The sequence below is a fragment of the Cognatiluteimonas lumbrici genome, assembly GCF_006476065.1.
Classification (GTDB): Bacteria; Pseudomonadota; Gammaproteobacteria; order Xanthomonadales; family Xanthomonadaceae; genus Cognatiluteimonas; species Cognatiluteimonas lumbrici.
Genome location: NZ_ML636798.1, coordinates 1,242,516 through 1,267,631 on the forward strand (window position 1 = coordinate 1,242,516; position 25,116 = coordinate 1,267,631).

A 25,116-nucleotide genomic window follows, 5' to 3' on the forward strand; every position below is an offset into this window, starting at 1 on the left:
CCGCGTAGAATCGGCCCGGGCCTGGAGGGGAAGCACATGGGGAACAGCCAGTTCGCGCTGCTGCGGCAACGCCGCTTCCTGCCGTTCTTCGTGACCCAGTGCCTTGGCGCGTTCAACGACAACGTGTTCCGCCAGGCCATCATCGGCCTGCTGTTCTGGATGCAGGCGCCGGCCGACCAGCGGACGCTGTACGCCTCGCTGGCGCCGGCGGTGTTCATCCTGCCCTACTTCCTGTTCTCCGCCACCGCCGGCCAGATCGCCGAGAAGCTGGAGAAGGCGCGACTGATCCGCATCACCACCGCGATGGAGATCGCGATCATGTCGTTCGCGGCGCTCGGCTTCGTGCTCCAGAGCCTGCCGCTGCTGCTGGTCGCGCTGTTCTGCACCGGCGTCCAGTCCACCCTGTTCGGCCCGGTCAAGTACGCGATCCTGCCCTCGGTGCTGCGCCCGGAGGAGCTCACCGGCGGCAACGGGCTGGTGGAGATGGGCACCTCGGTGTCGATCCTGCTGGGGATGATCGCCGGCGGCCTCGTGTTCGCCGCGGCGGGCACCGCCGGTCCATGGGCGGCGGGCGCCGCGGTGGTGGCGCTGGCGATCGCGGGCAACCTCGCCAGTCGCTGGATCCCGCCCGCCGGCGCCGGCGCGCCGGACCTGCAGGTGCGCTGGAACCCGATCCCGGAGTCGATCGCGGTGCTGCGCCTGGCGCGCAGGCAACTCGCGGTGCGCAACGCGATCCTGGGCATCTCGTGGTTCTGGTTCGTCGGTACCGTGTTCGCCACCCAGCTGCCGGACTACGCGGTGGCGCACCTGGGCGGCAGCGGCACCCTGTACGTGTTCGCGCTGGCGCTGTTCTCGATCGGCACCGGCGCCGGCTCGATGCTGTGCGAGAAGCTGTCCGCGCGCACGGTGGAGATCGGCCTGGTGCCGCTCGGCGCCGCCGGCATGACCGTGTTCCTGTTCGACCTCTATTTCGCGCGCAGCGGTATCGTGGCCGCGTCCGGCCTCGACATCGCAGGCTTCCTGCGCGAGCCGGGAAGCTGGCGCATCGCGCTCGACCTCACCGGCATCGGCGTGTTCACCGGCTTCTTCGTGGTGCCGCTGTTCGCGCTGGTGCAGAGCCGCACGCCGGGCAACGAGCTGGCGCGCGTCATCGGCGCCCTGAACATCCAGAACTCGGCGTTCGTGGTCGCCGCCTCGCTGCTGTGCCTGGCCTTGCGCCAGTGGGCCGGCTGGAGCATCCCGCAGCTGTTCCTGGCGCTGGCGGTGGCCAATACGCTGGTGGCGCTTTGGATCTTCACCATCGTGCCCGAGTTCCTGATGCGCTTCCTGAGCTGGATGCTGGTGCGCGTGCTGTACCGGCTGCGCGTGCGCGGGGTCGAGGAGCACGTCCCCGACGCCGGGCCGGCGCTGCTGGTGTGCAACCACGTCAGCTACGTGGACGCGCTGGTGCTGTCGGCCGCGATCCCGCGCCCGGTGCGCTGGGTGATGTACCACCGCATCTTCGACATCCCGGGGCTCAGCTGGATCTTCCGCAACGCGCGCGCGATCCCGATCGCAGGCGCGCGCGAGGATCCCGCACTGATGCAGCGCGCGTTCGACGAGATCGACGCCGCGCTGGCGGCGGGCGAACTGGTCGGGATCTTCCCGGAGGGCTCGCTGACCAGGGACGGGGAGATCGCGCCGTTCAAGTCCGGGGTCGAGCGGATCCTGGCGCGGCGGCCGGTGCCGGTGGTGCCGCTGGCCTTGCGCGGCCTTTGGGCCAGCATGTGGAGCCGGCGCGACTCGCGGCTGGGCCGGATGCGGGTGCCGCGACGCTTCCGGGCACGCATCGAACTGGTCGCCGGCGCCCCGCTGCCACCGGACGCGGATGCGAGGGAGATCGAGCTGCGGGTGCGCGAACTGCGCGGGGATGATGTGTAGGCGCGTCAGGCCACCCAGCCGGCCAGCACGAACAGCGCCAGCACGGCCAGCCACAGCAGCAGGATGCGCCAGGCCAGGCCCATGGCGTCGCGCAGCTCGGGCATCTCGCCCATGTGCACCGCCATGGCACTGCCGCTGACGCCCTCTTCCATGTAGTCGCGCACGTCCTCGGCGACTTCGGCGCGCACGCTGGCGCGGCCCGCCGCCGCGAGGAAGCCGGCCTCCGGGTTGAAACCGGCACCGCCGTTGTCCTTCCAGGCGCCGACCACGGTGTCGAAGTTGCCGGCTAGCGCCATCGCCAGGGTCATCAGCTGCGCCACCGGCCAGTCGAGCAGCGCGTGCAGCCAGCGCGCGCCGGCCGCGGTTTCCGCGGGCAGCAGCGATTGCGCGTCCGCTTCCGCCGACAGCGCGGACAGCCGGTACAGCAGCGCACCGAAGGGCCCGAGCAGCAGGAACCAGAACAGCACCCCGAACCAGCGCCGCTGCGCCTGCAGGAACACCGCGTCCACCAGCGTGCGCGGCTCCGTGGACGCCGCGCCCAGGCGTTGCGCCGCTTCCAGCCGCGACCCCGGGTCCCCGGCCTCCAGCACCGCGTCCACGTCCACGTCGAGATCGCGCGGCCCCCACGCGTAGAACAGGACCGCGATCGCGAACACCAGCCCGGCGAAGCCGAGCAGCGGCTCGTCCAGCGCGAACTGGAACAGCAGCACCAGCAACAGCGGCGGCAACAGCGCGACGGCGATGCCGTAGCGGCCGCGCCAGAAGCCCTCGCCGGGCAGCTTTTCGTCGAGCCAGCGCAGCCAGTTGCCGTACCAGCCGTACTCGCGCACCGAGCGCGCGAACGCCGGCGCGGCGTGGCCCAGCGCGAGTGCGACGACGACGGCGATGAGGGTGATGGCCATGGCGCCCGAGTTTACCCGGCTTCGTCGAGCCAGCGTTCGACCAGCCAGCGCGCGATCGACACCGGGGACGACAGCACGATGCCCTCGCCGGCGGCGTCGGCGGCTTGCCAGTCGGCCTCCAGGCCGGCGCGCACTTCGTCGCGCGTGAACCAGCGCGCGTCCTCCAGTTCCTCGCCGGCGCGCGGCTCGTCAGGCGCCGCGTTGGCGATGAAGCCGAGCATCAGCGCGCCCGGGAACGGCCACGGCTGCGAGGCCAGGTAGCGTGCCTCGCGCACGCGCACGTTGGTTTCCTCCATCACCTCGCGCGCGACGGTCTGCTCCAGCGACTCGCCGGGCTCGACGAAGCCGGCGACCACCGACCAGCGCCGCGGCGGCCAGTCCGCCTGGCGCCCGAGCAACAGCCGCTCGCCGTCGGTGACCGCGACGATGATCGCCTGGTCGGTGCGCGGATAGTGGTCGCTGCCGCATCGGGTGCAGCGCCCGAGCCAGCCGCCGCGCACGAAGGCGAGTACGCCGCCGCAGTCGCCGCAGTGCCGGTGCCGCGCATGCCAGTGCAGCACCGCCCGCGCCTGCGCGAACACGGTGGCGTCGAACGCGGGCCACGTGGACGCCGCGCCGCGCAGGGCGACGCGCGCACCGGCGTTGGCCGTCGCGCTCGGCCCGGCGGTCGCGGCGCGCTGGGCGAACCAGGCCTGCCCGTCGCGCAGGCCCAGGAAGATCGCGGTCCCGGGACCGCCGCCGATGGTCGCGCCCTCGGGCGCGTACAGCCGGCCGTCGGCGTCGGCCAGTGCGCGGCCGTCGTCCTCGAGCAGCACCACGCGCGCCGACGGCCACAGCCGCGCCAGCGCGGCATCGTCGTCGCGCAGGGCATCGGCGCGGTCGAGCGCCTCGCGCACGAACGCGAACGGGAGGTCGTGGTGGTCGGTCGCGCGCAAGGCGCGCCCCTACATCGTGAAGCTGCTGCCGCAGCCGCACGTGCTCTTGGCGTTCGGGTTGCGGATCACGAACTGCGCCCCGTGCAGGCTCTCGGTGTAGTCCACCGCCGCGCCCATCAGGTACTGCAGGCTGAGCGGATCCACCAGCAGCACGACCTCGTCGGTCTCGATCGCGAGGTCGTCGTCGGCCTGCTGCTCGTCGAACTCGAAGCCGTACTGGAAGCCCGAGCAGCCGCCGCCCTGGATGTAGACGCGCAGCTTCAGCGCGGGGTTGCCTTCGTCGGCGATCAGCTCGCGCACCTTGGCGGCCGCCGCGGGCGTGAACTCGAGCGGGCGCGACAGCGACTGGTAGGTGTCCATGCGTACAAGGATGGGGCGCGCGGCGCGCCTATTCAACCGTGCAACCGTCATGACGCCTCAACCGCGCTGCTGCGGCCGTGCGGTCGCCTCCTCCCAGCTGAAGGACTGCTCGACCGCGGCGCCCCGCGCCGGTTCCAGGTGCACGGTCACGCGGATCGGCTGCAGCCCGGGCGGCAGCAGGATGTCGCCCTCGACCTGCTGGAAGTACTTGAACGAATAGTCCACCCCGGGCGCGCTGCTGCCCTGGCGCAGGTCGCCCCAGTCCAGCTCCTCCAGCTTGCCGTCGCGGGTGCCCTCGACCGACAGCGTCAGCCGGCCGCGGTTGACCGCGCCGCGGTTCAGGTTCTGGGTGAGGGTGGCGGTGAAGTGCCAGGTCCCGGACGCGGCCTGCGGCTGCAGCTGGAGCTGGTGCACGCTGAGGCCGTGCCGCTGCGCGGTGCTGCCGACGAAGCGCTCGTAGAAGGCGACGTCGGCGCGCAGGCCGGCGATCTCCTCGTCGCGCTCGGCCAGGGTGCCCTGGAGCTCGCGGTTGGCGTCGCGGCTGATCTGGTCCGAGCGCGACAGCGTGGCCACCGCCTGCTCGAGCTCGGCGATCCGCTGCTGTTGCGCGCGGATGGTGGCGCGCGCGTCGTTCGGGCGCGGCCCGAACGTGGCCCACAGGCCCCACGCCCCGAACGCCAGCGCCGCGAGGAACACGGCGACCAGCGCGTAGGCGAGGCCGTGCCCGTGGCCCTGCGGCCGGGTGCCGCCCGCTTCCGTTGTTGGCGTCTCGCTCACCGTCCCGGTATAGCATGCCGGGCAGAAGCCCGAGGAGAGCGGCGCCCGAGGAGGGAAGCATGTCCGAGGCCCACCTGTTCGTGATCGGGATCCTGCTGGCCTGGCTGGCCGGCATCCGCGTCTACCTGACCGTGTTCGGCCTCGGCGTCGCCGGCTGGTTCGGCTGGCTGGACCTGCCGCCGGCGCTGGAGGTGGTGCAGTCGCCGTGGGTGCTCGGCACCTCCGGGGCGCTCGCGCTCGCGGAGTTCTTCGCCGACAAGATTCCGGGCGTGGATTCGATGTGGGACCTGCTGCACACGCTGCTGCGGGTCCCGGCGGGCGCGTTCCTCGCGGCCTCGGCGATCTCGCCCGACGGCGAGCTCGGCGCCGGCATGCTGGCCACCGGCGCCGGGGTCGCGCTGGCCAGCCACCTGCTCAAGTCGGGCTCGCGGGCGCTGCTCAACACCTCGCCGGAGCCGGTCAGCAACTGGACCGCCTCGGTCGGCGAGGACGCGGCCGTGGTCGGGGCGCTGGCGCTCGCCTTCGCGCACCCGTGGCTGGCGCTGGCGCTGGTGGTCGGGGTCAGCGTGCTGATCGCCGCCACGGTGTGGTGGCTGTGGCGGCTGGTGCGGGCCGGGCTGCGGCCCGCGAAGCCCTGACTCAGTCCTCGATCTTGGTCTGCAGGTAGTTCTGCTCGCCGAGGCGCGCGACCAGGTCGAGCTGGGTCTCGATCCAGTCGATGTGCTCTTCCTCGGATTCGAGGATCTCGACGAACAGCTCGCGGCTGGCGTAGTCGCCGACCTGCTCGCAGTACGCGATCGCTTCCTTCAGGGTCGGCAGCCCGTCGTACTCGAGCGCCAGGTCCGCCTTCAGCACTTCCACCGGCGACTCGCCGATGCGCAGCTTGCCGAGGTTCTGGAAGTTGGGCAGGCCGTCCAGGAACAGGATGCGCTCGGACAGCTTGTCCGCATGCTTCATCTCGTCGATCGATTCCTGGTACTCGTGCTCGGCGAGTTCCTTCAGCCCCCAGTTCTTCAGCATCTTGGCGTGCAGGAAGTACTGGTTGATCGCGATCAGTTCGTTGTACAGCGCCTTGTTGAGGTGCTCGATGACCTTGGGGTCGCCCTTCATGGCCTGCGCCTCCTGCGGTGGGGATGCCCCGATCCTAGCCCCGCCGCGGAAACCATGACGAAACGCGAATCGAAAGCATTTGTAAGGCGGCGTGTGGGAGCGCGCCTTGCGCGCGATCGCGGCCAAGGGCCGCTCCCGCAGTCAGGCGGCTTCGGAGAGCACCGGCAGCGCCAGTTCGCGCAGGGCCCGCACCTCGTCGAGGATCTGCTGGGCCTGGTCCAGGCAGGACCCGCAGGTGGCGCCGCAGCCGGTGCGCATGGTCAGTTCGGGCAGGGTGCCGCAGCCGGCCGCCGCCACCTCGCGGATCTCGTGGTCGGTGACACCGTTGCAGATACAGACGTACATGGGCGGGGGAATGGCCGGGGACGGCGCATTCTCCCCTCAAATGAGAATCATTGTCAAACTCAATCGCGGGTGAGCTTGCGCCCCGCTCCGGCCAAGGCGCCGCGGCGGGCGCCACGTCCGAGGCGCCGCTCGACGGCCATCGGCGGGATGGCCCCCGCACCGGCGATCTGCCTCGCGAACGGCGCCAGGTGGCGCAGGGCGCTGGCATAGACCCCGCGCTTGAACGCCACCACGTGGTCCATCGGGTACCAGAAGTCGACCCAGCGCCACTGGTCGAACTCCGGCTTGTCGGTCAGGTCCAGCCGCAGGTCCGACTCCTCGCCCGCGAACTGGAGCAGGAACCAGACCTGCTTCTGGCCGATGCAGACGATGCGGTCGTTGCGGCGGATGGCGCGCTGGGGGAGCCGGTAACGCAGCCAGCCCGGGGTCACGCCCAGCACGGCGACGTGTTCGGGTTGCAGCCCGGTCTCTTCCCGCAGCTCGCGGTACATGGCCTCGAGCGGCGTCTCGTCGGTGTTCATCCCGCCCTGCGGGAATTGCCAGCCGTCGCGGCGCACGCGCCTGGCCCAGAACACCCGGCCGTCCGGGCGCATCAACACGATGCCGACGTTCGGTCGGTAACCGTCCGGATCGATCACGATGCGGACTCCAGAATGCACTGCGAGGGACAATGCCATGCCCCGGGCAGGGCGACAAGCGCGGCCCGCGGCAATTGACGGACGGGCCGGGGGCATGGAAAATTACGGGTTCGCCGCGCCTCGCGCGGCCGATCTGGCTATGTAGCTCAGCCGGTTAGAGCACAGCACTCATAATGCTGGGGTCGGTGGTTCGAGTCCACCCATAGCCACCACGCCGCCATGACGGCCCGCTTCCTATGTTCGGCGCTCCCCCACGCGGAGCAGCCCCCATGCCCGACAACACCGCAGACCGCGGCCCGCAGGACCGCAGCCGCATCTCCCTGGAACAGGACTACGAAGTGCGCTACTGGTCGCAGCGCTTCGGCATCGACGAGGACGCGCTGCGCAGCGCGGTCGAGGACGTCGGCCCCTCGGTCGACGAAGTGGAGCGTTACCTGGCGAGCCGCGAAGGCCTGCACTGACGCGGCCACGGGACGGCGATAATGGGGCCATGGATGGCAGGCCCGCGCGCTGGAGCACCCTTCCCCGCCGCTTCTACCGGCGCGACCCGCGCGAGGTCGCGCCGGAACTGCTGAACAAGCTGCTGGTGCGCGACGACGGGCGCGCCGGCCGCATCGTCGAGGTCGAGGCCTACTGCGGCGCCGAGGACCCGGCCGCGCACACCTACCGCGGCAAGACCGCGCGCAACGCCACCATGTTCGGCGAGGCGGGGCACATGTACGTCTACTTCACCTACGGCATGCACTGGTGCGCGAACGCCGTGTGCGGCGAGGTCGACGAAGGCGTCGGCGTGCTGATCCGCGCGCTGGAACCGTTGACCGGCATCGAGGCGATGCGTGCGCTGCGCCCGCGCGCGCGGACCGATCGCGACCTCGCCAACGGACCGGGCAAGCTTGCGCAGGCCCTCGGCATTACCGGCGAGTTCGACGGTGCCGACCTCGTGCGCAACGATCGCGGCGTCCGCATCGCCAGCGACGGCCTACCGCCACCCGCGGACGCGGTGTCCGGACCGCGCATCGGCATCAGCCAGGGACGCGAGCATCCGTGGCGATGGCACGTTCCGGGACATCGTCACGTTTCCAGGTAGTCCGGGCCGGGCCCCGCCAAGGCATAATCCGCGCCATGCAAAACCGCCTCCTTGCCGGCGCCTGCGCCGCGCTCCTGCTGGCCGCCTGCGCGGCCGCCCCCAAACCCGCCCCCGAAGCCATCCAGTCCGCGCCGCCGGCATCGGCATCCGCGCCGGTTTCGGTCGTGCGCGACGTGGCCGAGGCCTGGGAATCGGAAGTCTCCCCGGGCGAGGAACTCGATTCGCTGGCGGCCTGGACCACGCCGGAGGGCGACACCTGGGTCATCGCCAGCGCCAAGTCCAGCCACCGCCTGGTGGTCTACGACGGCGACACCGGCGCGCGCTTGCGCACCGTCGGCGGGCAGGGCGCCGAACCGGGCCGCTTCAAGCGCCCGAACGGGCTCGCGGTGTTCGGCGACCGCCTGTTCGTGGTCGAGCGCGACAACCATCGCGTGCAGGTGCTGGCCCTGCCCGGCTTCGAGGCCCTGGGCAGCTTTGGCGACGACGACCTGCGCAGCCCGTACGGCATCTGGCTGGACGAGACCGAGCCGGGCGAGTTGCAGGCCTACGTCACCGACAGCTTCATGTACGGCGAGCGCTACGACGTGGTCCCGCCGCTGCACGAGCTGGCGCAGCGCGTGCGCCGCTTCCGCGTGCAGTTCGACCAGGACGGACGCCTCCGTGCGCGCTACACCGGCGCCTTCGGCGACACCCGCGAGGAGTACGCCCTGCGCCGCGTGGAATCGATCGGCGGCGACCCGGCCAACGACCGCCTGCTGGTCGCCGACGAGGACCGCGAGGGGCACGCCGGCGGACGCGGCTCGACCCTGCGCGAATACACCCTGGCGGGCCGCTTCACCGGACGCAGCCTGCCCGCCGGCAGCTTCGCCGCCGAGGCCGAGGGCGTGGCGCTCTGGGACTGCCCCGGGGGCGGCGGCTACTGGGTCGCGGTGGACCAGCTCGCGCCGCTCACCCGCTTCCACCTGTTCGAGCGTCGTTCGCTCGCTCCGAGCGGTACGTTCCAGGGCCTGCGCACCGCCTTCACCGACGGCATCGCGCTGCACGGCGCGACCACGCGGCGGTTCCCGGGCGGCGCGCTGTACGCGGTGAACGACGACGCCTCGGTGGCCGCGTTCGACCTGCGCGACGTCGCCGCCGCGCTGGGGCTGGACCAGGCCTGCCTCTGAGTCGCCTGCGTATAATTCGGTATGCCTGACATTGCGCAAGAAGCCGCGCGCCGCCGCACCTTCGCCATCATCTCCCACCCCGACGCGGGCAAGACCACGCTGACCGAGAAGCTGCTGCTGTTCGGCGGCGCGATCCAGATGGCCGGCTCGGTGAAGTCGCGCAAGACCACCCGCAGCGCCACGTCCGACTGGATGGCGCTGGAGAAGGAGCGCGGCATCTCGGTGACCTCCTCGGTGATGCAGTTCCCGTACGCCGGACGCATCGTCAACCTGCTCGACACCCCCGGCCACGCCGACTTCGGCGAGGACACCTACCGCGTGCTCACCGCGGTGGATAGCGCGCTGATGGTGATCGACGTCGCCAAGGGCGTCGAGGAGCGGACGATCAAGCTGATGGAGGTCTGCCGGCTGCGCGACACGCCGATCATGACCTTCATCAACAAGCTCGACCGCGAGGGCCGCGAGCCGATCGAGCTGCTGGACGAAGTGGAATCGGTGCTCGGCATCCAGTGCGCGCCGGTGACCTGGCCGATCGGCATGGGCAAGCGCCTGAAGGGCGTGGTCCACCTGGTCAGCGGCGAGGTCCACCTGTACGAGCAGGGCCGCAACTTCACCCGCCAGGACTCGACCATCTTCCCGTCCGTGGACGATCCGCGCCTGGAGGAACGCATCGGCGCGCAGATGCTGTCCGAGCTGCGCGACGAGCTGGAGCTGGTGCAGGGCGCGTCGCATCCCTTCGACCTCGACGCATACCTGCGCGGCGAGCAGACCCCGGTGTTCTTCGGCTCCGCGGTCAACAACTTCGGCGTGCAGCCGCTGCTCGACTTCTTCGTCAAGCACGCGCCGTCGCCGCGGCCGCGCGCGACCACGACCCGCGAGGTCGCGCCGACCGAACCCGGGCTCAGCGGCTTCGTGTTCAAGATCCAGGCCAACATGGACCCGCAGCACCGCGACCGCGTGGCGTTCATGCGCGTGTGCTCGGGCGAGTTCAAGGCCGGCATGAAGGCCTTCCACGTGCGCAGCGGCAAGGAAGTGAAGCTGGCCAACGCGCTCACCTTCATGGCCAGCGACCGCGAGATCGCCGAGAGCGCCTACGCCGGCGACGTCATCGGCATCCACAACCACGGCACCATCTCGATCGGCGACAGCTTCACCGAAGGCGAAGTGCTGTCGTTCACCGGCATCCCCAACTTCGCGCCGGAGCTGTTCCGGCGCGCGCGCCTGCGCGACCCGCTCAAGCTCAAGCAGCTGCACAAGGGCCTGGCGCAACTGAGCGAGGAAGGCGCGACCCAGTTCTTCCGCCCGCTGATGTCCAACGACCTGATCCTGGGCGCGGTGGGCACGCTGCAGTTCGACGTCGCCGCCTACCGGCTCAAGGACGAGTACGGGGTGGAGGCGGTGTTCGAACCGGTGCAGGTCGCGACCGCGCGCTGGGTGCACTGCGACGATGCCCGCAAGCTGGAACAGTTCCGCGAGAAGAACGCCCAGCACCTGGCGCTCGACGGTGCCGGCCAGCTGGTCTACCTGGCGCCGACGCGGGTCAACCTGCAGCTCGCCGAGGAGCGCGCACCGGACGTGCGCTTTCGCGCCACCCGCGAGCACGCGCAAGCGCTCGCGCTGGACTGAGCCGTGGCCACGGTCCTGGTCGTCAAGCTAGGCGCACTGGGGGACCTGCTGCTGGCGGACGGCGCGCTGCGCGATCTCCGCGCGCACCACCGTGGCGACCGCCTCGTGCTGCTGACGCGACGCCCGTTCGCGGCGCTGATGGCGCGCTGCCCGCACGTGGACGAAGTCGTGGTGGACGACAACGCGCCGCGCTGGCGGCTCGACCGCATGGCCACGCTCGCGCGCACCCTGCGCGGACGCGGCTTCGCCCGCGTGCACGACCTGCAGAACTCGCGCCGTACCGCCTTCTATCGCCGCTGGCTGCTGCCCGGCCCGGCATGGGCGATCGGCGAGTCCGCCAGCGGGCGCGGCGACGCGGCCACGCCGGTGCTGGAACGGCATGCGCGCCAGCTCGCGGCCGCTGGCATCGCGCCGGTGCACGCGCGCGACCCGGACCCGGCGTGGCTCGCGGAACCCTTGCCGTCGGCGCTTGCCGCGCGCCTGGGCCCGCGCTATGCGGTGTTGCTGCCCGGGGCATCGGCGCGCCATCCGCAGAAGCGCTGGCCGGGCTATGCGGCGCTCGCGCAACAGCTGGCGGCGGACGGCTGGCAGGTCGTAAGCGTTCCCGGCCCCGACGAGATGGATGCGCCTGGCGCGATGCCCGGCGAAGTGCTGCTCGACGACGGCCGCCCGCTCACCATCCCCCGGCTGGCCAGCGTGCTGCTCGGCGCCGGCCTGGTGGTCGGCAACGACAGCGGGCCGACCCATCTGGCCGCGCACCTCGGTTGCCGCGGCATCGCCCTGTTCGACGGGCGCGGCGCTTCGCCGCAGCGGGTGGGCATCCTGCGTCCGCCGCGCTTCGAGGCACTGGTGGCCACGCCCCTGGCCTCGCTCGACGCCGAGGCCGTGCACGCGGCCGTCCGCGCGAAGGACGCGTGACGCCCTCACCACGCGACAACGGCGCGTGCGCCAGCATTCCCGCGTCTTCTCATGCCTTCCGACACCAGGAGATCGCCATGCATCGTTCCATCCGGACCGCACTGCTTGCCACCCTGTGTGCCGCCGCCTGCGCATGCCAGCCGGGCACGGACGAAGCCGCGGCGCCATCCGCCACCGATGCCGATGCCGGCCCGGTCGCGGACACGCCGCCATCGGCCACCGCCACGCCAGGCGCGTTCACCTGCACCGACGGCACCCGCCTCGAGCTCGACTGGGGTCGCGACGAGGTCACCGTGCGCTGGCCGGACGGCCGCACCGCCAGGCTGCCGAAGGCCGAGTCCGCGTCCGGCCCCGATGGCGACGCCTACGTCGGCGACACCGTGTCCGTCGAGCACGACGGCGACACCATCGTCGTGCACGACGGCGGCAACGCCCCGCTCGCCTGCGACGCGACGGGCGACGAGGGCGCAGCCGCCGCCGTGGCCATGCGCTACGCCTGCGAGCCCGACACCGAGGTGGTCGTGTTCGAGGACGGGCGCGCGCGGGTGGCGCTGCCGGACGGCCAGGAAGTGGACCTCTCGCGCGTGACCGGCAGTTCCCCGCCCGTGTACACCGGCGGCACGCTGTTCTTCACCGTCGGCGACGACGCGGCGCACCTGTCCCAGGGCGATCGCACCAACGAGCTGGCCTGCAGTCCCGCCTGAGATGGACGACAGCGCCACGCCCGCAGCCCCGGAGCCGATGCCGCAGCGGGCGCTGGCGGCAGTGCGGCGGCATCCCTGGCTCGCGCTGCTCTGCGTGCTCGCGACCGCGATCGCGCTGTTGGTCGCGTTCTGGGACTGGAACTGGTTCAAGGGGCCGATCGAGCGCCAGGTGGAAGCACGCACCGGGCGTGAGTTCCAGATCCGCGGCAACCTCGACGTGGACCTCGGCTGGACCACCACCGTGACCGCCGGCGACGTGCGCTTCGGCAACGCCGACTGGGCGGGCGACGAAGACATGGCGGAAGCCGAGCGGGTCGCGATCGACATCGCGGTCAAGCCGCTGTTCGCGCGCCGCGTGCGCATCCCGCTGGTGCGGCTGCACCGGCCGGTGCTCCGCCTGCAAAAGGGCGAACAGGGCGGCAACTGGGACTTCCTGCCCGAGGACGACGGCGGCGGCGCCGACCTGCAACTGCGCCGGTTGTGGATCAACGACGGCCACCTGACCTTCCGCGATCCCGCCAGCAAGACCGACGTGGACGTCAGCGTGGACAGCGTTGCCGCCGGAGAGGGCGAGCAGGCACCGCCGATCGTGGTCGAGGGCAAGGGCCACTGGAAAGGCAGCGCGTTCACCCTCGAGGGCCGGGCGGAATCCCCGCTCGACCTGCAGGATCCGGACAGCCCGTATCGCATCGATGCGCGTGCGCGGGCCGGCGCCACCGCCGCGCACGCGCGCGGGACCCTGCTCGATCCGCTGCGGTTCCGCGACTTCGACCTGCAGCTCGCGCTCTCCGGCGAGGACCTGGCCGACCTGTACCCGCTGCTCGGCATCGCCCTCCCGCCGACGCCGCCCTACTCCCTCGACGGCCACTTCACCCGCGACATCGAAGGCAAGCGCACCACCTGGCACTACGACGGCTTCACCGGGACCGTCGGCGACAGCGACCTGCGCGGCGACGCCAGCGTCACCACCGGTGGCGCGCGCCCGTTCCTGCGCGCGAACCTGGCATCGAAGAAGCTGGACTTCGACGACCTCGCCGGCTTCGTCGGCGCCGCCCCGGACAGCGGCGAGACCACCAACCGGGAGCTGGCCGCGCAGGCGCAACAGCAACGCGCCAGCCCGAAACTGCTTCCGGACACCCCTTACAACCTCGAGAAGCTGCGCGCGATGGACGCCGACGTGCGGCTGAGGGCTGCGCGCATCGAGGCACCGAAGCTGCCGCTCGACGACATGGACGCGCACCTGCTGCTGGAAGGCGGCGTGCTGCGGCTCGACCCGCTCAATTTCGGCGTTGCCGGTGGCGACATCCGCGCGACCATCCGCATGGACGCGCGCGAGTCGCCGATCCGCACCCGCGCCGCGGTCCATGCTCGCGGCCTCGAGCTCGGCCCGATGCTCCCGGACGCCGAACTCGCGCAGCAGGCCGTCGGCCGCATCGGCGGCGACATCACGCTCGCGGGATCCGGCAATTCGATCGCCGGCATGCTCGGCACCAGCAACGGCGACGCGGCGGTGGGCATGGGCCGCGGCCGGATCAGCAACCTGATCATGGAGCTCGCCGGCCTCGACATCGCCGAGTCGCTCAAGTTCCTGGTCCAGGGCGACCGCCAGATCCCGATCCGCTGCGCGTTCGGCGACTTCGCGGTCCAGGACGGCCTGATGACGACGCGCGCGCTGGCATTCGACACCACCGATACCATCATCGTCGGCGAAGGCACGATCAGCCTCGAGCAGGAAACGCTGGACCTCAGGCTGCGCCCGCGCCCCAAGGACCGGAGCCTGCTGTCGCTGCGCTCACCCCTGATCGTCGAGGGCACGTTCAAGCAGCCACGCTTCCACCCCGATTACGGCCGCGTGGGCCTGCGGGCGGCGATCGCGCTCGCGCTCGGCAACATCGCCCCGCCGGCGGCACTGTTGGCCACCCTGGAACTCGGGCCGGGCGAAGACTCCAACTGCGGCGGGCAGTACGCCAAATGATGTAGGAGCGCCGCTCCTACAGGTCAGCCGGCGATGTAGCGCTGCAGGTGGTCCAGCTCGAGCTGCTGGTCCTCGATCACCGCCTTGACCAGGTCGCCGATCGAGACCACGCCGACCACCGACTCGCCCTCGAGCACCGGGAGGTGGCGGATGCGCCGGTCGGTGACCAGCTGCATGCAGCGCTCGGCGCTGTCGTCGGGCGACACCCCGACCACCGGCGAGGTCATGATCGCGCGCACCGGGGTCTCGCGCGAGGAATGTCCCTGCAACACCACCTTGCGCGCGTAGTCGCGCTCCGAGACGATCCCGACGAGCTTCGGCCCGTCCATCACCAGCAACGCGCCGATGAACTTCTCCGCCATCAGCCGGATCGCATCGATCACCGGCGCGTCCGGGCCGATCGAGTGGACCTCAGGCCCCTTGCCCTCCAGCAACTGCCGTACGGTGCGCATGGCCATCTCCTTCGACAGGGGACTGCCCCGAGCATACCCCGGCCGGCCGCCACGACTCCACCACGTACAGGGGGCGCTGCTTGGACTCCATGTACAGGCGGCCCAGGTACTCGCCGATCAGGCCCAGCGCCACGAGCTGGACCCCGCCCAGCAGCAGGATCACCGCCATCATCGTCGGCCAGCCGGCGACCGGGTCGCCCCAGAACAGCGCCTTGAGCACGATCCAGACCGCATACACGAACGCCAGCAGCGCGGTCGCGACGCCCAGGTAGGTCGCCAGCCGCAGCGGCGCCGTGGAGAAGCTGGTGATGCCCTCCAGCGCGAAATTCCACAGCCGCCACAGGTTGAACTTGCTGTTCCCCGCCAGCCGGGCGTCGCGCTGGTACGGGATCGCCACCTGGTTGAACCCGACCCAGCCGAACAGGCCCTTCATGAACCGGTGGCGTTCGCGCAGCTCGCGCAGCGCCGCCAGCGCGCGCGGCGACAACAGGCGGAAGTCGCCGGTGTCCTGGGGGATCGGCGTGCGCGAGAGCCGCCCGATCACGCGGTAGAACAGGTGCGCCGAGCCGCGCTTGAGCAGGCCTTCGCCGGCGCGCGCGGTGCGGGTGCCATGGACGTCGTCGTAGCCCTCGCGCCAACGCTCGACGAAGCGCGGGATCAGTTCCGGCGGGTCCTGGCCGTCGGCGTCCAGGATCAGGGCCGCGCCCTCGGTGACCTGGTCGAGCCCGGCAGTCAGCGCCGCTTCCTTGCCGAAGTTGCGCGACAGCCGCAGCAGGGCGACCCGCGGGTCGCGCGCGGCGAGCGCCTGCAGCACGCTCCAGGTGCCGTCGCGGCTGCCGTCGTCCACGTACAGCATGCGGCCGTCCACGCCGTCGGCGCGCAGCGCGTCGAGCACCGTGGCGATGCGTTCGTGCAGCGACGGCAGGGACTCGGCCTCGTCGAAGGCCGCCACCACCACCGTGAGCCGGTCCTGGGTCATGCCGGGATTGTAGGGCACGGTCATTCCAGGCCCGACAGGTAATCGTTCCCGAGCTGGCGCATCTGGCGCTCGATGCCGCGGGTCCTGCGCTGCACGTAGGGCCCCGGGTTGGCGACGCTGTAGCGGCGCGGGCTGGGCAACACCGCGGCCAGCCGCGCCGACTGCGCCCGGGTCAGGTCGGCCGCGTCGCGGTGGAACCAGGTGCGCGCCGCCGCCTGCGCACCGTACACACCGTCGCCGAACTCGGCGACGTTGGCATAGACCTCGAGGATCCTGTGCTTGGGCCAGAACAGTTCGATCAGCATTGCGTACCAGGCTTCGATGCCCTTGCGCACCCAGCTGCGCCCGCTCCACAGGAACAGGTTCTTGGCCACCTGCTGGGTGATGGTGCTGGCGCCGCGCACCTTGCGTCCCCTGGCGTTGCTGGCGCGCGCGTCCTGGATCGCCTCGAGGTCGAAGCCATGGTGCTGCGGGAAGCGCTGGTCCTCGGCGGCCACCAGGGCCAGCGGCAGGCTCGGGGCCATGGCCTCGAGGTCGCGCCAGTCGTAGGCGATGCGATAGCCGAAGTCCCCCGCCGCCACCGCCTCGAACTGGCGCGCAACCATGAACGCGGAGAACGGGGGGTCGACGAAGCGCAATGCCAGCACCTGCAGCACCGTCACCGCCACGAACAGCAGCGGGAGCCGCCACAGCCAGCGCAGCCATCGGCGCCGGCGTCCCGGCTTGCGTGCTTGCCCCATCGCGTCTCCGCCCCCATTGAACCGGTTCGCCCCGACGACGCCATTATTGCCATGACCGAGCCGCTGCACGACCACGACGCCCTCACGCGCTTCCTGTTGCCCGCCGCCGGCGTGCGCGGCGTGCGCGTGCACCTCGACCAGTCCTGGACGCAAGTTCGCAGCCGGGACGACCACGGCCCTGCGGTGACCGAGCTGCTCGGCGAGGCGCTCGCCGCCGCCGCGCTGTTCACGGGCCACGCCAAGGTGGACGGGCGCCTCTCGGTGCAGCTGCGCGGCCAGGGGGCGCTGCGCACCCTGTTCGCCGAGTGCACCGCGGCCGGGACCGTGCGCGGCATCGCCCAGGTGGAGGGCGAGCCGCCCGCGAGCCGCGACCTGCGCCGGCTCGGCGGCGACGACGCCCTGCTCGCGATCACCATCGAGAACCCCTCCGCACCGGGCCGCGACCCGGTGCGTTACCAGGGGCTCGTCGGACTCGAGGCGGACTCCCTCGCCGGCGCCTTCGAAGGCTATTTCCGCCAGTCCGAGCAGCTCCCGACCCGGATCCTGCTGGCGGCGGACGACAGCCGCGCCGCCGGCCTGCTACTGCAGAAGCTGCCCGGCGACGAAGGCGACGAGGACGGCTGGAACCGGGCCAGCCTGCTGTTCGACACGCTCAGCCCGGGAGAGTTGCTGGAGCTCCCTGCGGCCACCCTGCTCCACCGGCTTTTCCACGAGGAAGGCGTCCAGGTCCTCGGCGGGCGGGCCCTGCGCTTCGGATGCTCGTGTTCGCGCGAGCGCGTCTCTTCGATGCTGAGATCGCTCGGCGGCGAGGAGGCCCGGGCAGCGGTGCTGGACGGACGCGCCGAGGTCCGCTGCGAGTTCTGCGGAGAGCGCTACCATTTCGACCCGGAGGAAATCGAGGCCCTGCTCGCGCAGCCCGAGCCCACCAGCGACGCCCCCGCCGGCCTGCAATGACGCCACGGCGGCCTTCACGGCCGCTTCATTGTTAAAGAAACATAAATCGGCTAGTCTCGGGTCCCTGCCAGTGGGAACTCGACCGAACCGTCACGGTCACACCTGCCATGAACTCCCGGCTGCTGAAATCGTCGCTCCTGGTGCTGCTGCTGGCTTGCGTGGCCGCGACAGCGGGTGCGCAGACGCGGCCTTCCGACAGCACCTGGCTGCCGGTGTGGAACAACGCCAGCGGCAAGCTCGAGGGCTACCTCGTGCTCGAGCCCACCGAGGCTCCGCAGGTCGGCAGCAAGCTGCGCTTCGGCAACACCACCCTCGACGCCACCTTCGGGCTGCAGGCCGGCGACTCGCTGGCCCTGCTGTGCAACCGCCGCGGCAATGCCGCCACCCTCGGCAGCCTGCCCAACAACTGCCTGCTGGCCGCCCTCGGCGACGGGCTCGCGGATCGCAACGCCAGCCGGCGTGCCGCCGCGACCGCCGCGTTCAGCCGCGCCGGCACCCGCGTCGGCGTCTCGACGAGCACCGGCCGCGACACGCTGCCGGCGTGGATGACGCCGGGTACCCGCAGCCAGGTGGACGTCAACGATCTCACCGTGTTCGCGCAGAAGGACGTCGGCAGCGAAGGCTTCGTCTCGATCGCCGGAACCGTGGCCAAGGCGCGCCTGGTGCCGGTGTCGCAGGCGCCGGCGTTCGCCAGCCAGTGGGACACCAAGTCGCTGAGCATCGGCGGCGGCATTGGCGCGTTCGGCGCCAGCATCGTGGGCCACGTGGTGGACACCCCGGGCGACTCGCCCTCGTTCACCGGCCTCGGCCTCGGACTGACCTGGCGTACCCCGTGGAGCGGCCAGCTCACCGTCGGCGCCGACAACGTCGTCACCCGCGGCAAGAACCCGTTCTCGATGGGCACGGACGACGGCGAAGGCACCGTGCCCTACGTCCGCTACGAGCAGGACCTCTGACGTCCCTGCCCTTCTCCCCGCCCGCGGGGAGAAGGTGGCGCGAAGCGCCGGATGAGGGGCGAGCTTTTCCTCACTCCTCCAACGCCTCGATCAAGGGCGCCAGGTACTCCGCGTACGGCGCCCACTTCGGCTTGTCCCGCGCCACGATCCCCTGCCTGACCTGCACCGCGCTCGCGGTCGCCACGCCGCGTTCGCGGCCCTGGATGTCGAGCATGGCAGGCTCGAACCCGAGCCCGCAGAACGCGGTGACCCGCCGCATCACCGCTTCCGGGTCGCGCGTCAGTTCCGCATAGTCCACGTCGAGGATCCGCCCGGGGAAGCGCTCGTGCCAGTGCGCCATCAGGCGCTCGTATCCGCGGTAGTAGGCCGCGAGCTCGCGCTGGTCGTAGGAATACGGGTTGGCTTCGGAAAACAGTTCGCGCAGGTTCGAGAAGCACACCTCCACCGGATCGCGCACCATGTGCAGGATCCGCGCCTGCGGCAGCGCGCTGCAGATGAAGCCGATGTTGAGGAAGTTGGACGGCAGCTTGTCGGTGAAGCAGCGTTCCTTGCCCAGACGCCAGGCGACGCCGTCCAGGTAGCCGCGCCCGACGCCGGCGAAGTCCGCGTCGGGCGCGCGCGCGACGATGGTGGCGTCGATGACGCCGCGGCAGTGGTGGTCGGTGGCATAGCGCATCTGCGCGGTGAAGTCGTAGAGTTCGCCGATGCCGCGGACCTCGCCGTGCCCGTCCAGCAGTTGCTCGAGCAAGGTGGTGCCGGAGCGGTGCATGCCGACGATGAACAGCGGCGTCCGCGTGCCCGCCGCGGCTTCGACCGGATGCGGGGCGGCCCCGGCCGGCGGCTCGAAGGCCACCAGCGCATCGAACAGGCGGCGCGACTCCTCGCTGCTGTAGTCCAGCGTTCCCCGCCGCGCGCGGCAGGCCTGGTCGAGCGCCGCGGCCGCGCCTTCGTGGTCGCCGAGGTCGTCGAGTTCCTTGTGCAGCGCGTAGGCCAGCAGCACGATGTCGGTCGGCTTCCGCCCCGGCCGCCGGAGCTGCGCCCGGATCGCGTCCACGTGGTTGTCGTCCACGGTCCACTTGCGCAGGCGCGACAGCAGCCAGTACGCGTGCGCGAGCTCCGGTGCCCGGGCGATGCTGCGCAGCAGGTCGCGCTCGGCTTCCGCGAAGCGCGCGAGGTAGGTCAGCACCTGCGCCCGCGACATCAGCGTGGCCGGATAGTCCGGGTCCGCGCGCCTGGCCTCGTCGAGGAACTCCAGCGCCTGTTCCTGCTGGTTGAAATAGCTGAGCTGCGCGGCGCACGCCAGCAACTGCGGGATCGGCATCCGCGACGGCGGCCCGAGCCGGTCGAGCAGGCGGTGGAAGGCGGCGGCCTCGTTGAAGGTCCGCAGCCGTGGCAGCAGCTTGGTCAGCACCTGCGGGGGCATCGGCATCGTGCTGGTGCTGGCGCGCAGCGCCGCGGTCCGCGCCGAGCGGTACTGGCCGCCGAGCGAATGCAGGTACGACAGCTGGGTCAGGACCGCCGGGTCGTCCGGCCGCTGCGCGAGGATCGCGTTGAAGCAGGCCTTGGCCTCCTCCCACTCCCGGTTGTCGGCGTGGCGGAGCGCCCGTTGCCACAATGCCTGCGGTTCCATGCGCGCCAATCCTAGCCCAATTCCGCACCGGCCCCGCGCAGCCGCGCCTGCAGCGGCGCGAGCCGGTCCGCGTAGCGGCGCCAGGCGCCGACCGCATCGCGGTGGATCGGCCGTCGCACCTGCGAGCTGCTGGCCGTGGAGACCGGCGCGGTGTTGCGCGTGATGTCCGCGCACCCGGGTTCGTAGCCGACGCCGCAGAAGGCCATCGCCTCGCCGGCGACGCGCTCAGGTTCGGCCACCAGCGCTTCGTATTCGATCGCCATGAACCTCCCGGGCAGCACCGCCTGCCAGTGCGCCACCAGGTCGCGGAAGCACGCCCAGTGCTGCGCGAGTTCGTCGAGGTCGTAGCTGTAGGCGTAGTCGCCGCCGGGGAACAGCTCCTTGAGGTTGGAGAAGCAGGCATCCATGGGGTTGCGCAGCAGGCACAGGATCCGTGCCTGCGGCAGCGCGCGCGCGATGAAGCCGGCGTTGAAGACGTTCTGCGGATTCTTGTCGAGCAGGTAGTCATGGCCGTCGTAGCGGGACGCGGTGCGCTCGAGGTAGTCGGCGCCGACGGCGGCCAGGTCCAGCGCCGCGGCGTCCGGCACCATGCCGGCGGGCGGCGGTACGGGGAACTGGCGGTCCAGGGCCTCGGCCATGCACGCCCCGAACGTGTTGAGTTCGCCGGCCGCGGCGATGCGGCTGTGGTTGCCGAGGATGCGCTCGAGCAGCGTGGTGCCCGTGCGCGGCATGCCGACGATGAACACCGGGGTCGGCTGGCCCGGCGGCGCCGACGGGGCCGGCAGCGGCTCGGGGAATGCCGCGCGCAGCGCTTCCACGGTGGCGCGCTCGCGCTCCGGGGAATGGCGCAGGGTGCCGCGCATCGCCGCGGCGGCGGTCGCGAGCGCCTCCCACGCGGCGTCGGTCCGTCCCGCATCATCCAGTTCCCGGAACAGGGCATAGCCCAGGTGCGCCGCGGCCAGCGGATCCTTCCCCGCCTGCGTGGACGCGGCCCGCAGCGCGGCCTGCACCCGCGCCACGCGGGCGCCCGGCGGATCCGACTTCTGGTGGTGCGCCAGCGCCCAATGCGCTTCCGCGAAGCCCGGGGCGAGCGCGATGCACTGCTCGAACGCGGCCGTCGCCTCGGCCGAACGTCCCAGGTGTCGTAGCAGGTTGGCGCGCACGTAGTGCAGCAGGTGGCTGCGTGGCGCCGCCCGCAGCCCGTGCTCGGCCAGGCGCAACCCGGCCTCGTGGGCGTCGGCGAGCCACAGTTGCTGCGCCAGCACCGCGGATTGCGACAACACCAGCGGATGGTTCCAGTCCGCGGCCTCGATCCGCTCGCGCACCTCGATGCGATCGTCGAAGCCCAGCAACTGGCGCGTCAGCCACGGCAAGGCCCGCCAGCGCGCGTGCGTCACCGCGATCCGGGCGCCCTTGCGGGCCGCGGCGCGCGCGTCGCGGTAGCGCCCCTGCAACGAATCCAGCGCGGACAGCCGATGCCACGCGAAGGCCTGGGTCGGATCCCCCTCGAGGATGGCGTGGTAGATGGCGCGGGCCGCGTCCTGCTCGCCGCGCGTCTCGTGGTCGCGAGCGGCGAGCCACTGCGGCTCGAGACTGGGTGGCATCGGCTACGGACCTCCGGGAACCAATCTAGCAAAAAGAAGACGGCCGCCCGGAGGCGGCCGTCCTTGCAACACTTCCTGCCTCGCGGCTCAGAAGTCGTACTGGACCATGAAGCGCACCGACCGCGGCTGCTGGAAGGACGCCGGCAGCAGGTAGGTGTTGGAGGCGGCACCGGTCGCCGAGACCTCCGCGGTCTCGATCACCGAAGTGACCTTCTGAGAGTTCAGGATGTTGAACACATCCACCTTGAACTGCAGGCCTTCCATCCAGTTCGGACGGTAGGACGCGCTCAGGTCGATCTGCGTGGTCCACGGCAGCCGGCCCCTGGTGCCGCGGGGCACCGCTACCGAGTCGTCCAGCGTGGCGTCGCCGCTCGGGCTGCAGCGCATGAACGAGGAACCGTACGGATGCGGCGCGTAGCCCGCGCCCGGATTGGTGTCCAGCACGCCCAGGCAGTTCAGCGGACGGCCCGACTGCACCAGCAGGTTGCCGCCGAGGGTGAACTCGTCGGTGACCTCGTACGCGCCGAACAGCTTGAGGCTGTGGCGGCGGTCGTTGGGCAGGTAGCCGTAGGTGTCGACCGTGAGCTCGTAGTAGTCGAAGTCCTGGGTGACGTTGGTGTCCGCCTGGCCGATGTCCGACTTCACGCCGCCCTCGGTGTTGCCCTTGGACTTGGCGTAGGTGTAGGAGCCCTGCATGAACATGCGATCCCAGCGGCCGTCGAAGAAGAACTCGAGCGCGCTGTAGGTGCGCTTGGCCTTGGGCGACAGCAGGCTGCCGTCCACGTGGACCTCGGTCAGGTTGCCGTCGCCGTAGAAGTCGGTGACGAAGATCGCGTCCTCGCCCGGGTTGAACATGCGGCAGTACGGGAAGCCGGTGTTCAGCGGGTCCACGAACGGCAGCGCCGGGTACTCGCCATTCTCGTCCACCCAGAAGCCGATGTCCGGATCGAAGGTGAACGGCGAATCGGGCGAGTCGAGCACCGGGCCGTAGTCGCAGTTGTCGTCGATGGCGGCCTTCAGGTCGCGGAAGATGCCGCGGGTACCGACCGACAGGTGCTCGTTGATCTGCTTCTGGAAGCCCAGGATGTACTCGTCCTGGTACATCGGCTTGAGGTTCTTCGACGCGATGGTGGCGGCGACCTTCGGCCCGCCGGTCTCGGCGTTGATGAAGCGGAAGTTGCCGCGCGACACCGCGTTCAGCGGCGCACCGGTTTCCGGATCGATGATGAAGAAGCTCTCGCCATCGGCCGGCTGGAAGTCCTCGCGGGTGAACAGCGAGGCCGAGGCACCGCGCACGGCCACCGACGGGGTCAGCGGCAGGGCGTAGCGGCCGGCGTTACCGAACACCTTGAAGCTCGAGTCGCCGTTCACGTCCCAGCTGAAGCCCAGGCGCGGGCCGAACTGGTCGTTGATCTTGACGTAGGTGTCGCCCTGGCCGTTGATGTTCTCGAACGTATCCCAGCGCGCGCCCAGGTAGGCGACGAAATTGTCGGTGATGTTCCAGCTGTCCTCGATGTAGTAGGCGTGCTGCTTGACCTTCACCGTCGCGCCCTGGCTGGTGTACTGCAGGCGGGCCACGTCGAAGTCGTCCGAGGTATCGGCCGGGGTGCCGTTGGTGCTGGTCAGGTACGTCCACTGGTAGCCGCCCTCGCGCGCGGCACCGGCGCGGGACTCGTACTCGTCCGAGTCGTAGCCGAAGCGGATCAGGTGGCTGCCCAGCTGCCACTCGCCGTCCAGGCGGAACTGCTGGCGCTCGTCGCCGGAGTTGATGTCCTGCAACGTGCCGTTGCTGATCGAGCAGCCGCTGTAGATGCCGCTGACGTTGGTCCGGTACGCCGGTCGGGAGTCGATCACCACCGAGCAGTTGTCGCTCGGGGCGACGCCCGGGGTCGGCACGGTGAAGGTACCGTCGTAGAAGCCGACGTTGCCCTGCGCATCGGTCACGTAGGTGGAGCGCGAGAACTTGCTCTGGCCGTACAGGGCCGACAGGGTGAAGCTGTCGGTCAGGTAGCCGGTGTACTTGAGGATGTAGTTCTCGCCACCCGACTCGGCGACGTCGTCACCCGAGTAGTCGAAGCGGTCGAACTCGCCCGGGGTGTTGTGGTAGTTCCGGGTCACCGTCTCGCTCTCGTCCGAGAACGCCGTGAACTCCAGGATGTTGTCGGAGTTGATGTTCCAGTCGAGCTTCAACAGCCAAGTCGGGGACTTCCGCCGCGACGAGGTGTTGGTGGTGGACTGGACGCTGCCCCAGGTCTCGTTGTCCTGGCGGCCGTACGAGATCAGGCCGTAGTAGAACAGGCGGTCCTTGACCAGCGCGCCGCCGGCCCACACGTTCGCGGTCCAGCTGTCCTGCGTGTCGGCCGAGTTGTCCTGGCGCAGGTTGCCGAAGTCGTTGGGCGTGAGCGGATTGGAGTAGTAGGTGTTCTTGACTTCCTCGCGCAGCGACTCGGGCTCCCAGTAGATGTTGCCGCCGGCGGTGAACTCGTTGGTACCGCGCTTGGTGATCTGGTTGACCACGCCACCCAGCGAGCGGCCGAACTCGGCGCCGTAGCCACCGGTCTTCACCTGCTGCTCGGCCACGCCCTCGAACGGGATCGCGCCGAAGTTGAGGTTGCGGAAGGTGTTGGTGACGTTGAAGCCGTTGATGTAGTACTGGTTCTCGGCCACCGACGCGCCGCCGAAGGAGGCCAGGTTGCCGAAGGCGGCGTCACCGCGCACGGTGCCCGGCGCCAGCAGCGCCACCGCGGTGGTGTTGCGCGCCACCGGGATCTGGTTGATCTGCTCGGCGGTCAGGATCGTGGTGGACTCGACAGACGACACGTCGATCGGGTTGACGACGTTCGAGCCGACGACCGTCACCGTGCCCAGCGTGGTCGCGCCGCTGCTGAAGTCCACGTTCGACGCGACGCCGACGTTGACCCGGATCATGCGCGGCTCGCCGCCGTTCTCGCTGATCTGGTATTCGCCGGTCGGCAGCGCCGGGAAGCGGAAGTTGCCATCCGCGCCCACGGTGACCGTGCGGCTGAAGCCGGTCGCCGGGTTGCTGATGGTGATGACGTCGCCCGGGTCGGCCGCACCGGTGACGGCACCGGCGGTGTTCGACTGGGCATAGGCGCCGCCGACGAAGCACACCCCTAGCGCGACGGCCAGGGTGCTGCGCTTCAGGCTCTTGGCGAAATGCGTGGAAGCCATTGTTACCCCCAAATGGATTGATAAAGGGACCGCGACTGCACGTCAAAGCCGGATCGGGCAAGTGACGTCCGGACTATAGAACACCCAACGAATCCTTAACAACCCCCTCACCACCCCCTTGCATTACCCACCCATTTATGGTGCGG

General features: G+C 70.8%; 24 protein-coding genes and 1 tRNA gene. 12 read left to right on the forward strand and 13 right to left on the reverse strand.

Annotated elements, in window-relative coordinates; translation table 11 throughout:
* Positions 1-36: 36 nt before the first annotated feature.
* Entirely contained in the window at positions 37-1,920 is a 1,884-nt protein-coding gene (locus E4F25_RS05995; protein WP_140909277.1) for an MFS transporter, read from the forward strand.
* Positions 1,921-1,925: 5 nt separating this feature from the next.
* Here the strand turns inward: E4F25_RS05995 and E4F25_RS06000 are convergent, their stop codons facing one another.
* From E4F25_RS06000 to E4F25_RS06015, 4 genes are read right to left on the reverse strand one after another with little or no spacing between them, the layout of a single operon-like run.
* Positions 1,926-2,822, reverse strand: coding sequence for a hypothetical protein (locus E4F25_RS06000; protein ID WP_140909278.1), 897 nt, complete (start codon positions 2,820-2,822; stop codon positions 1,926-1,928).
* Positions 2,823-2,833: 11 nt separating this feature from the next.
* A complete protein-coding gene (gene nudC, locus E4F25_RS06005) occupies positions 2,834-3,757 on the reverse strand; it encodes an NAD(+) diphosphatase (RefSeq protein WP_140909279.1) in 924 nt (307 codons plus the stop codon).
* Between the two features lie 9 nt (positions 3,758-3,766).
* Positions 3,767-4,117: an iron-sulfur cluster insertion protein ErpA gene (gene erpA, locus E4F25_RS06010; protein WP_140909280.1), complete on the reverse strand. Its 351-nt coding sequence runs from the start codon at positions 4,115-4,117 to the stop codon at positions 3,767-3,769.
* A gap of 57 nt (positions 4,118-4,174) precedes the next feature.
* Positions 4,175-4,894, reverse strand: a complete 720-nt coding sequence (locus E4F25_RS06015; protein ID WP_140909281.1) for a DUF6776 family protein — start codon at positions 4,892-4,894, stop codon at positions 4,175-4,177.
* Between the two features lie 59 nt (positions 4,895-4,953).
* Between E4F25_RS06015 and E4F25_RS06020 the strand changes: the two genes are divergently transcribed.
* Positions 4,954-5,532, forward strand: coding sequence for a DUF4126 domain-containing protein (locus tag E4F25_RS06020; RefSeq protein WP_140909282.1), 579 nt, complete (start codon positions 4,954-4,956; stop codon positions 5,530-5,532).
* Position 5,533: 1 nt separating this feature from the next.
* Here the strand turns inward: E4F25_RS06020 and bfr are convergent, their stop codons facing one another.
* The 3 genes from bfr to E4F25_RS06035 form a co-directional block, all read right to left on the reverse strand.
* Positions 5,534-6,004, reverse strand: coding sequence for a bacterioferritin (gene bfr / locus E4F25_RS06025; RefSeq protein ID WP_140909283.1), 471 nt, complete (start codon positions 6,002-6,004; stop codon positions 5,534-5,536).
* A gap of 141 nt (positions 6,005-6,145) precedes the next feature.
* A complete protein-coding gene (locus tag E4F25_RS06030) occupies positions 6,146-6,349 on the reverse strand; it encodes a (2Fe-2S)-binding protein (RefSeq protein WP_140909284.1) in 204 nt (67 codons plus the stop codon).
* Positions 6,350-6,408: 59 nt separating this feature from the next.
* Complete coding sequence (locus tag E4F25_RS06035) at positions 6,409-6,987, reverse strand: RNA pyrophosphohydrolase (protein ID WP_140910349.1); 579 nt, start codon at positions 6,985-6,987, stop codon at positions 6,409-6,411.
* A gap of 135 nt (positions 6,988-7,122) precedes the next feature.
* On the opposite strand from E4F25_RS06035, the gene E4F25_RS06040 reads away from it, so the two are divergent.
* The 8 genes from E4F25_RS06040 to E4F25_RS06075 all read left to right on the forward strand — a co-directional run bounded on the left by E4F25_RS06040 (position 7,123) and on the right by E4F25_RS06075 (position 14,463).
* A tRNA-Met gene (locus E4F25_RS06040) sits at positions 7,123-7,199 on the forward strand.
* 57 nt (positions 7,200-7,256) lie between these two features.
* Entirely contained in the window at positions 7,257-7,448 is a 192-nt protein-coding gene (locus E4F25_RS06045) for a DUF3606 domain-containing protein (protein ID WP_140909285.1), read from the forward strand.
* A 29-nt stretch (positions 7,449-7,477) separates the two neighbouring features.
* A complete protein-coding gene (locus tag E4F25_RS06050; RefSeq protein WP_140909286.1) occupies positions 7,478-8,074 on the forward strand; it encodes a DNA-3-methyladenine glycosylase in 597 nt (198 codons plus the stop codon).
* Positions 8,075-8,109: 35 nt separating this feature from the next.
* On the forward strand, positions 8,110-9,240 hold the full coding sequence (locus E4F25_RS06055; RefSeq protein WP_140909287.1) for an NHL repeat-containing protein: 1,131 nt from the start codon (positions 8,110-8,112) through the stop codon (positions 9,238-9,240).
* Between the two features lie 21 nt (positions 9,241-9,261).
* On the forward strand, positions 9,262-10,866 hold the full coding sequence (locus tag E4F25_RS06060; RefSeq protein WP_140909288.1) for a peptide chain release factor 3: 1,605 nt from the start codon (positions 9,262-9,264) through the stop codon (positions 10,864-10,866).
* A 3-nt stretch (positions 10,867-10,869) separates the two neighbouring features.
* Positions 10,870-11,784 (forward strand): glycosyltransferase family 9 protein, encoded by a 915-nt coding sequence (locus tag E4F25_RS06065; RefSeq protein WP_140909289.1) that lies wholly within the window; start codon positions 10,870-10,872, stop codon positions 11,782-11,784.
* Positions 11,785-11,861: 77 nt separating this feature from the next.
* The gene (locus E4F25_RS11465) at positions 11,862-12,488 is read left to right on the forward strand and encodes a hypothetical protein (RefSeq protein WP_181168218.1); all 627 of its coding nucleotides are present in this window, start codon (positions 11,862-11,864) and stop codon (positions 12,486-12,488) included.
* Position 12,489: 1 nt separating this feature from the next.
* Positions 12,490-14,463 carry an AsmA family protein gene (locus E4F25_RS06075; protein WP_181168219.1) on the forward strand — a complete coding sequence of 658 codons (1,974 nt, stop codon included), beginning with the start codon at positions 12,490-12,492 and terminating at the stop codon, positions 14,461-14,463.
* A gap of 23 nt (positions 14,464-14,486) precedes the next feature.
* Here the strand turns inward: E4F25_RS06075 and E4F25_RS06080 are convergent, their stop codons facing one another.
* The 3 genes from E4F25_RS06080 to mtgA are packed head-to-tail and all read right to left on the reverse strand — an operon-like array spanning position 14,487 to position 16,634.
* Entirely contained in the window at positions 14,487-14,915 is a 429-nt protein-coding gene (locus E4F25_RS06080) for a CBS domain-containing protein (RefSeq protein ID WP_140909290.1), read from the reverse strand.
* The gene (locus tag E4F25_RS06085; RefSeq protein WP_140909291.1) at positions 14,875-15,894 is read right to left on the reverse strand and encodes a glycosyltransferase family 2 protein; all 1,020 of its coding nucleotides are present in this window, start codon (positions 15,892-15,894) and stop codon (positions 14,875-14,877) included. Before E4F25_RS06085 ends, E4F25_RS06080 begins: the two co-directional genes overlap by 41 nt.
* A gap of 20 nt (positions 15,895-15,914) precedes the next feature.
* On the reverse strand, positions 15,915-16,634 hold the full coding sequence (mtgA, locus tag E4F25_RS06090) for a monofunctional biosynthetic peptidoglycan transglycosylase (protein ID WP_140909292.1): 720 nt from the start codon (positions 16,632-16,634) through the stop codon (positions 15,915-15,917).
* A 63-nt stretch (positions 16,635-16,697) separates the two neighbouring features.
* Between mtgA and hslO the strand changes: the two genes are divergently transcribed.
* Together hslO and E4F25_RS06100 are read left to right on the forward strand one after the other, a co-directional pair.
* Positions 16,698-17,588: an Hsp33 family molecular chaperone HslO gene (gene hslO / locus E4F25_RS06095; RefSeq protein WP_181168283.1), complete on the forward strand. Its 891-nt coding sequence runs from the start codon at positions 16,698-16,700 to the stop codon at positions 17,586-17,588.
* Between the two features lie 137 nt (positions 17,589-17,725).
* Positions 17,726-18,544: an XOO1806 family protein gene (locus E4F25_RS06100; protein WP_407062825.1), complete on the forward strand. Its 819-nt coding sequence runs from the start codon at positions 17,726-17,728 to the stop codon at positions 18,542-18,544.
* A gap of 70 nt (positions 18,545-18,614) precedes the next feature.
* On the opposite strand, the gene E4F25_RS06105 is transcribed toward E4F25_RS06100, so the two are convergent.
* The 3 genes from E4F25_RS06105 to E4F25_RS06115 form a co-directional block, all read right to left on the reverse strand.
* The gene (locus E4F25_RS06105; protein ID WP_140909294.1) at positions 18,615-20,174 is read right to left on the reverse strand and encodes a tetratricopeptide repeat-containing sulfotransferase family protein; all 1,560 of its coding nucleotides are present in this window, start codon (positions 20,172-20,174) and stop codon (positions 18,615-18,617) included.
* An 11-nt stretch (positions 20,175-20,185) separates the two neighbouring features.
* Complete coding sequence (locus tag E4F25_RS06110) at positions 20,186-21,778, reverse strand: tetratricopeptide repeat-containing sulfotransferase family protein (protein WP_140909295.1); 1,593 nt, start codon at positions 21,776-21,778, stop codon at positions 20,186-20,188.
* Positions 21,779-21,865: 87 nt separating this feature from the next.
* Complete coding sequence (locus E4F25_RS06115; RefSeq protein ID WP_140909296.1) at positions 21,866-24,970, reverse strand: TonB-dependent receptor; 3,105 nt, start codon at positions 24,968-24,970, stop codon at positions 21,866-21,868.
* Positions 24,971-25,116: the final 146 nt, after the last annotated feature.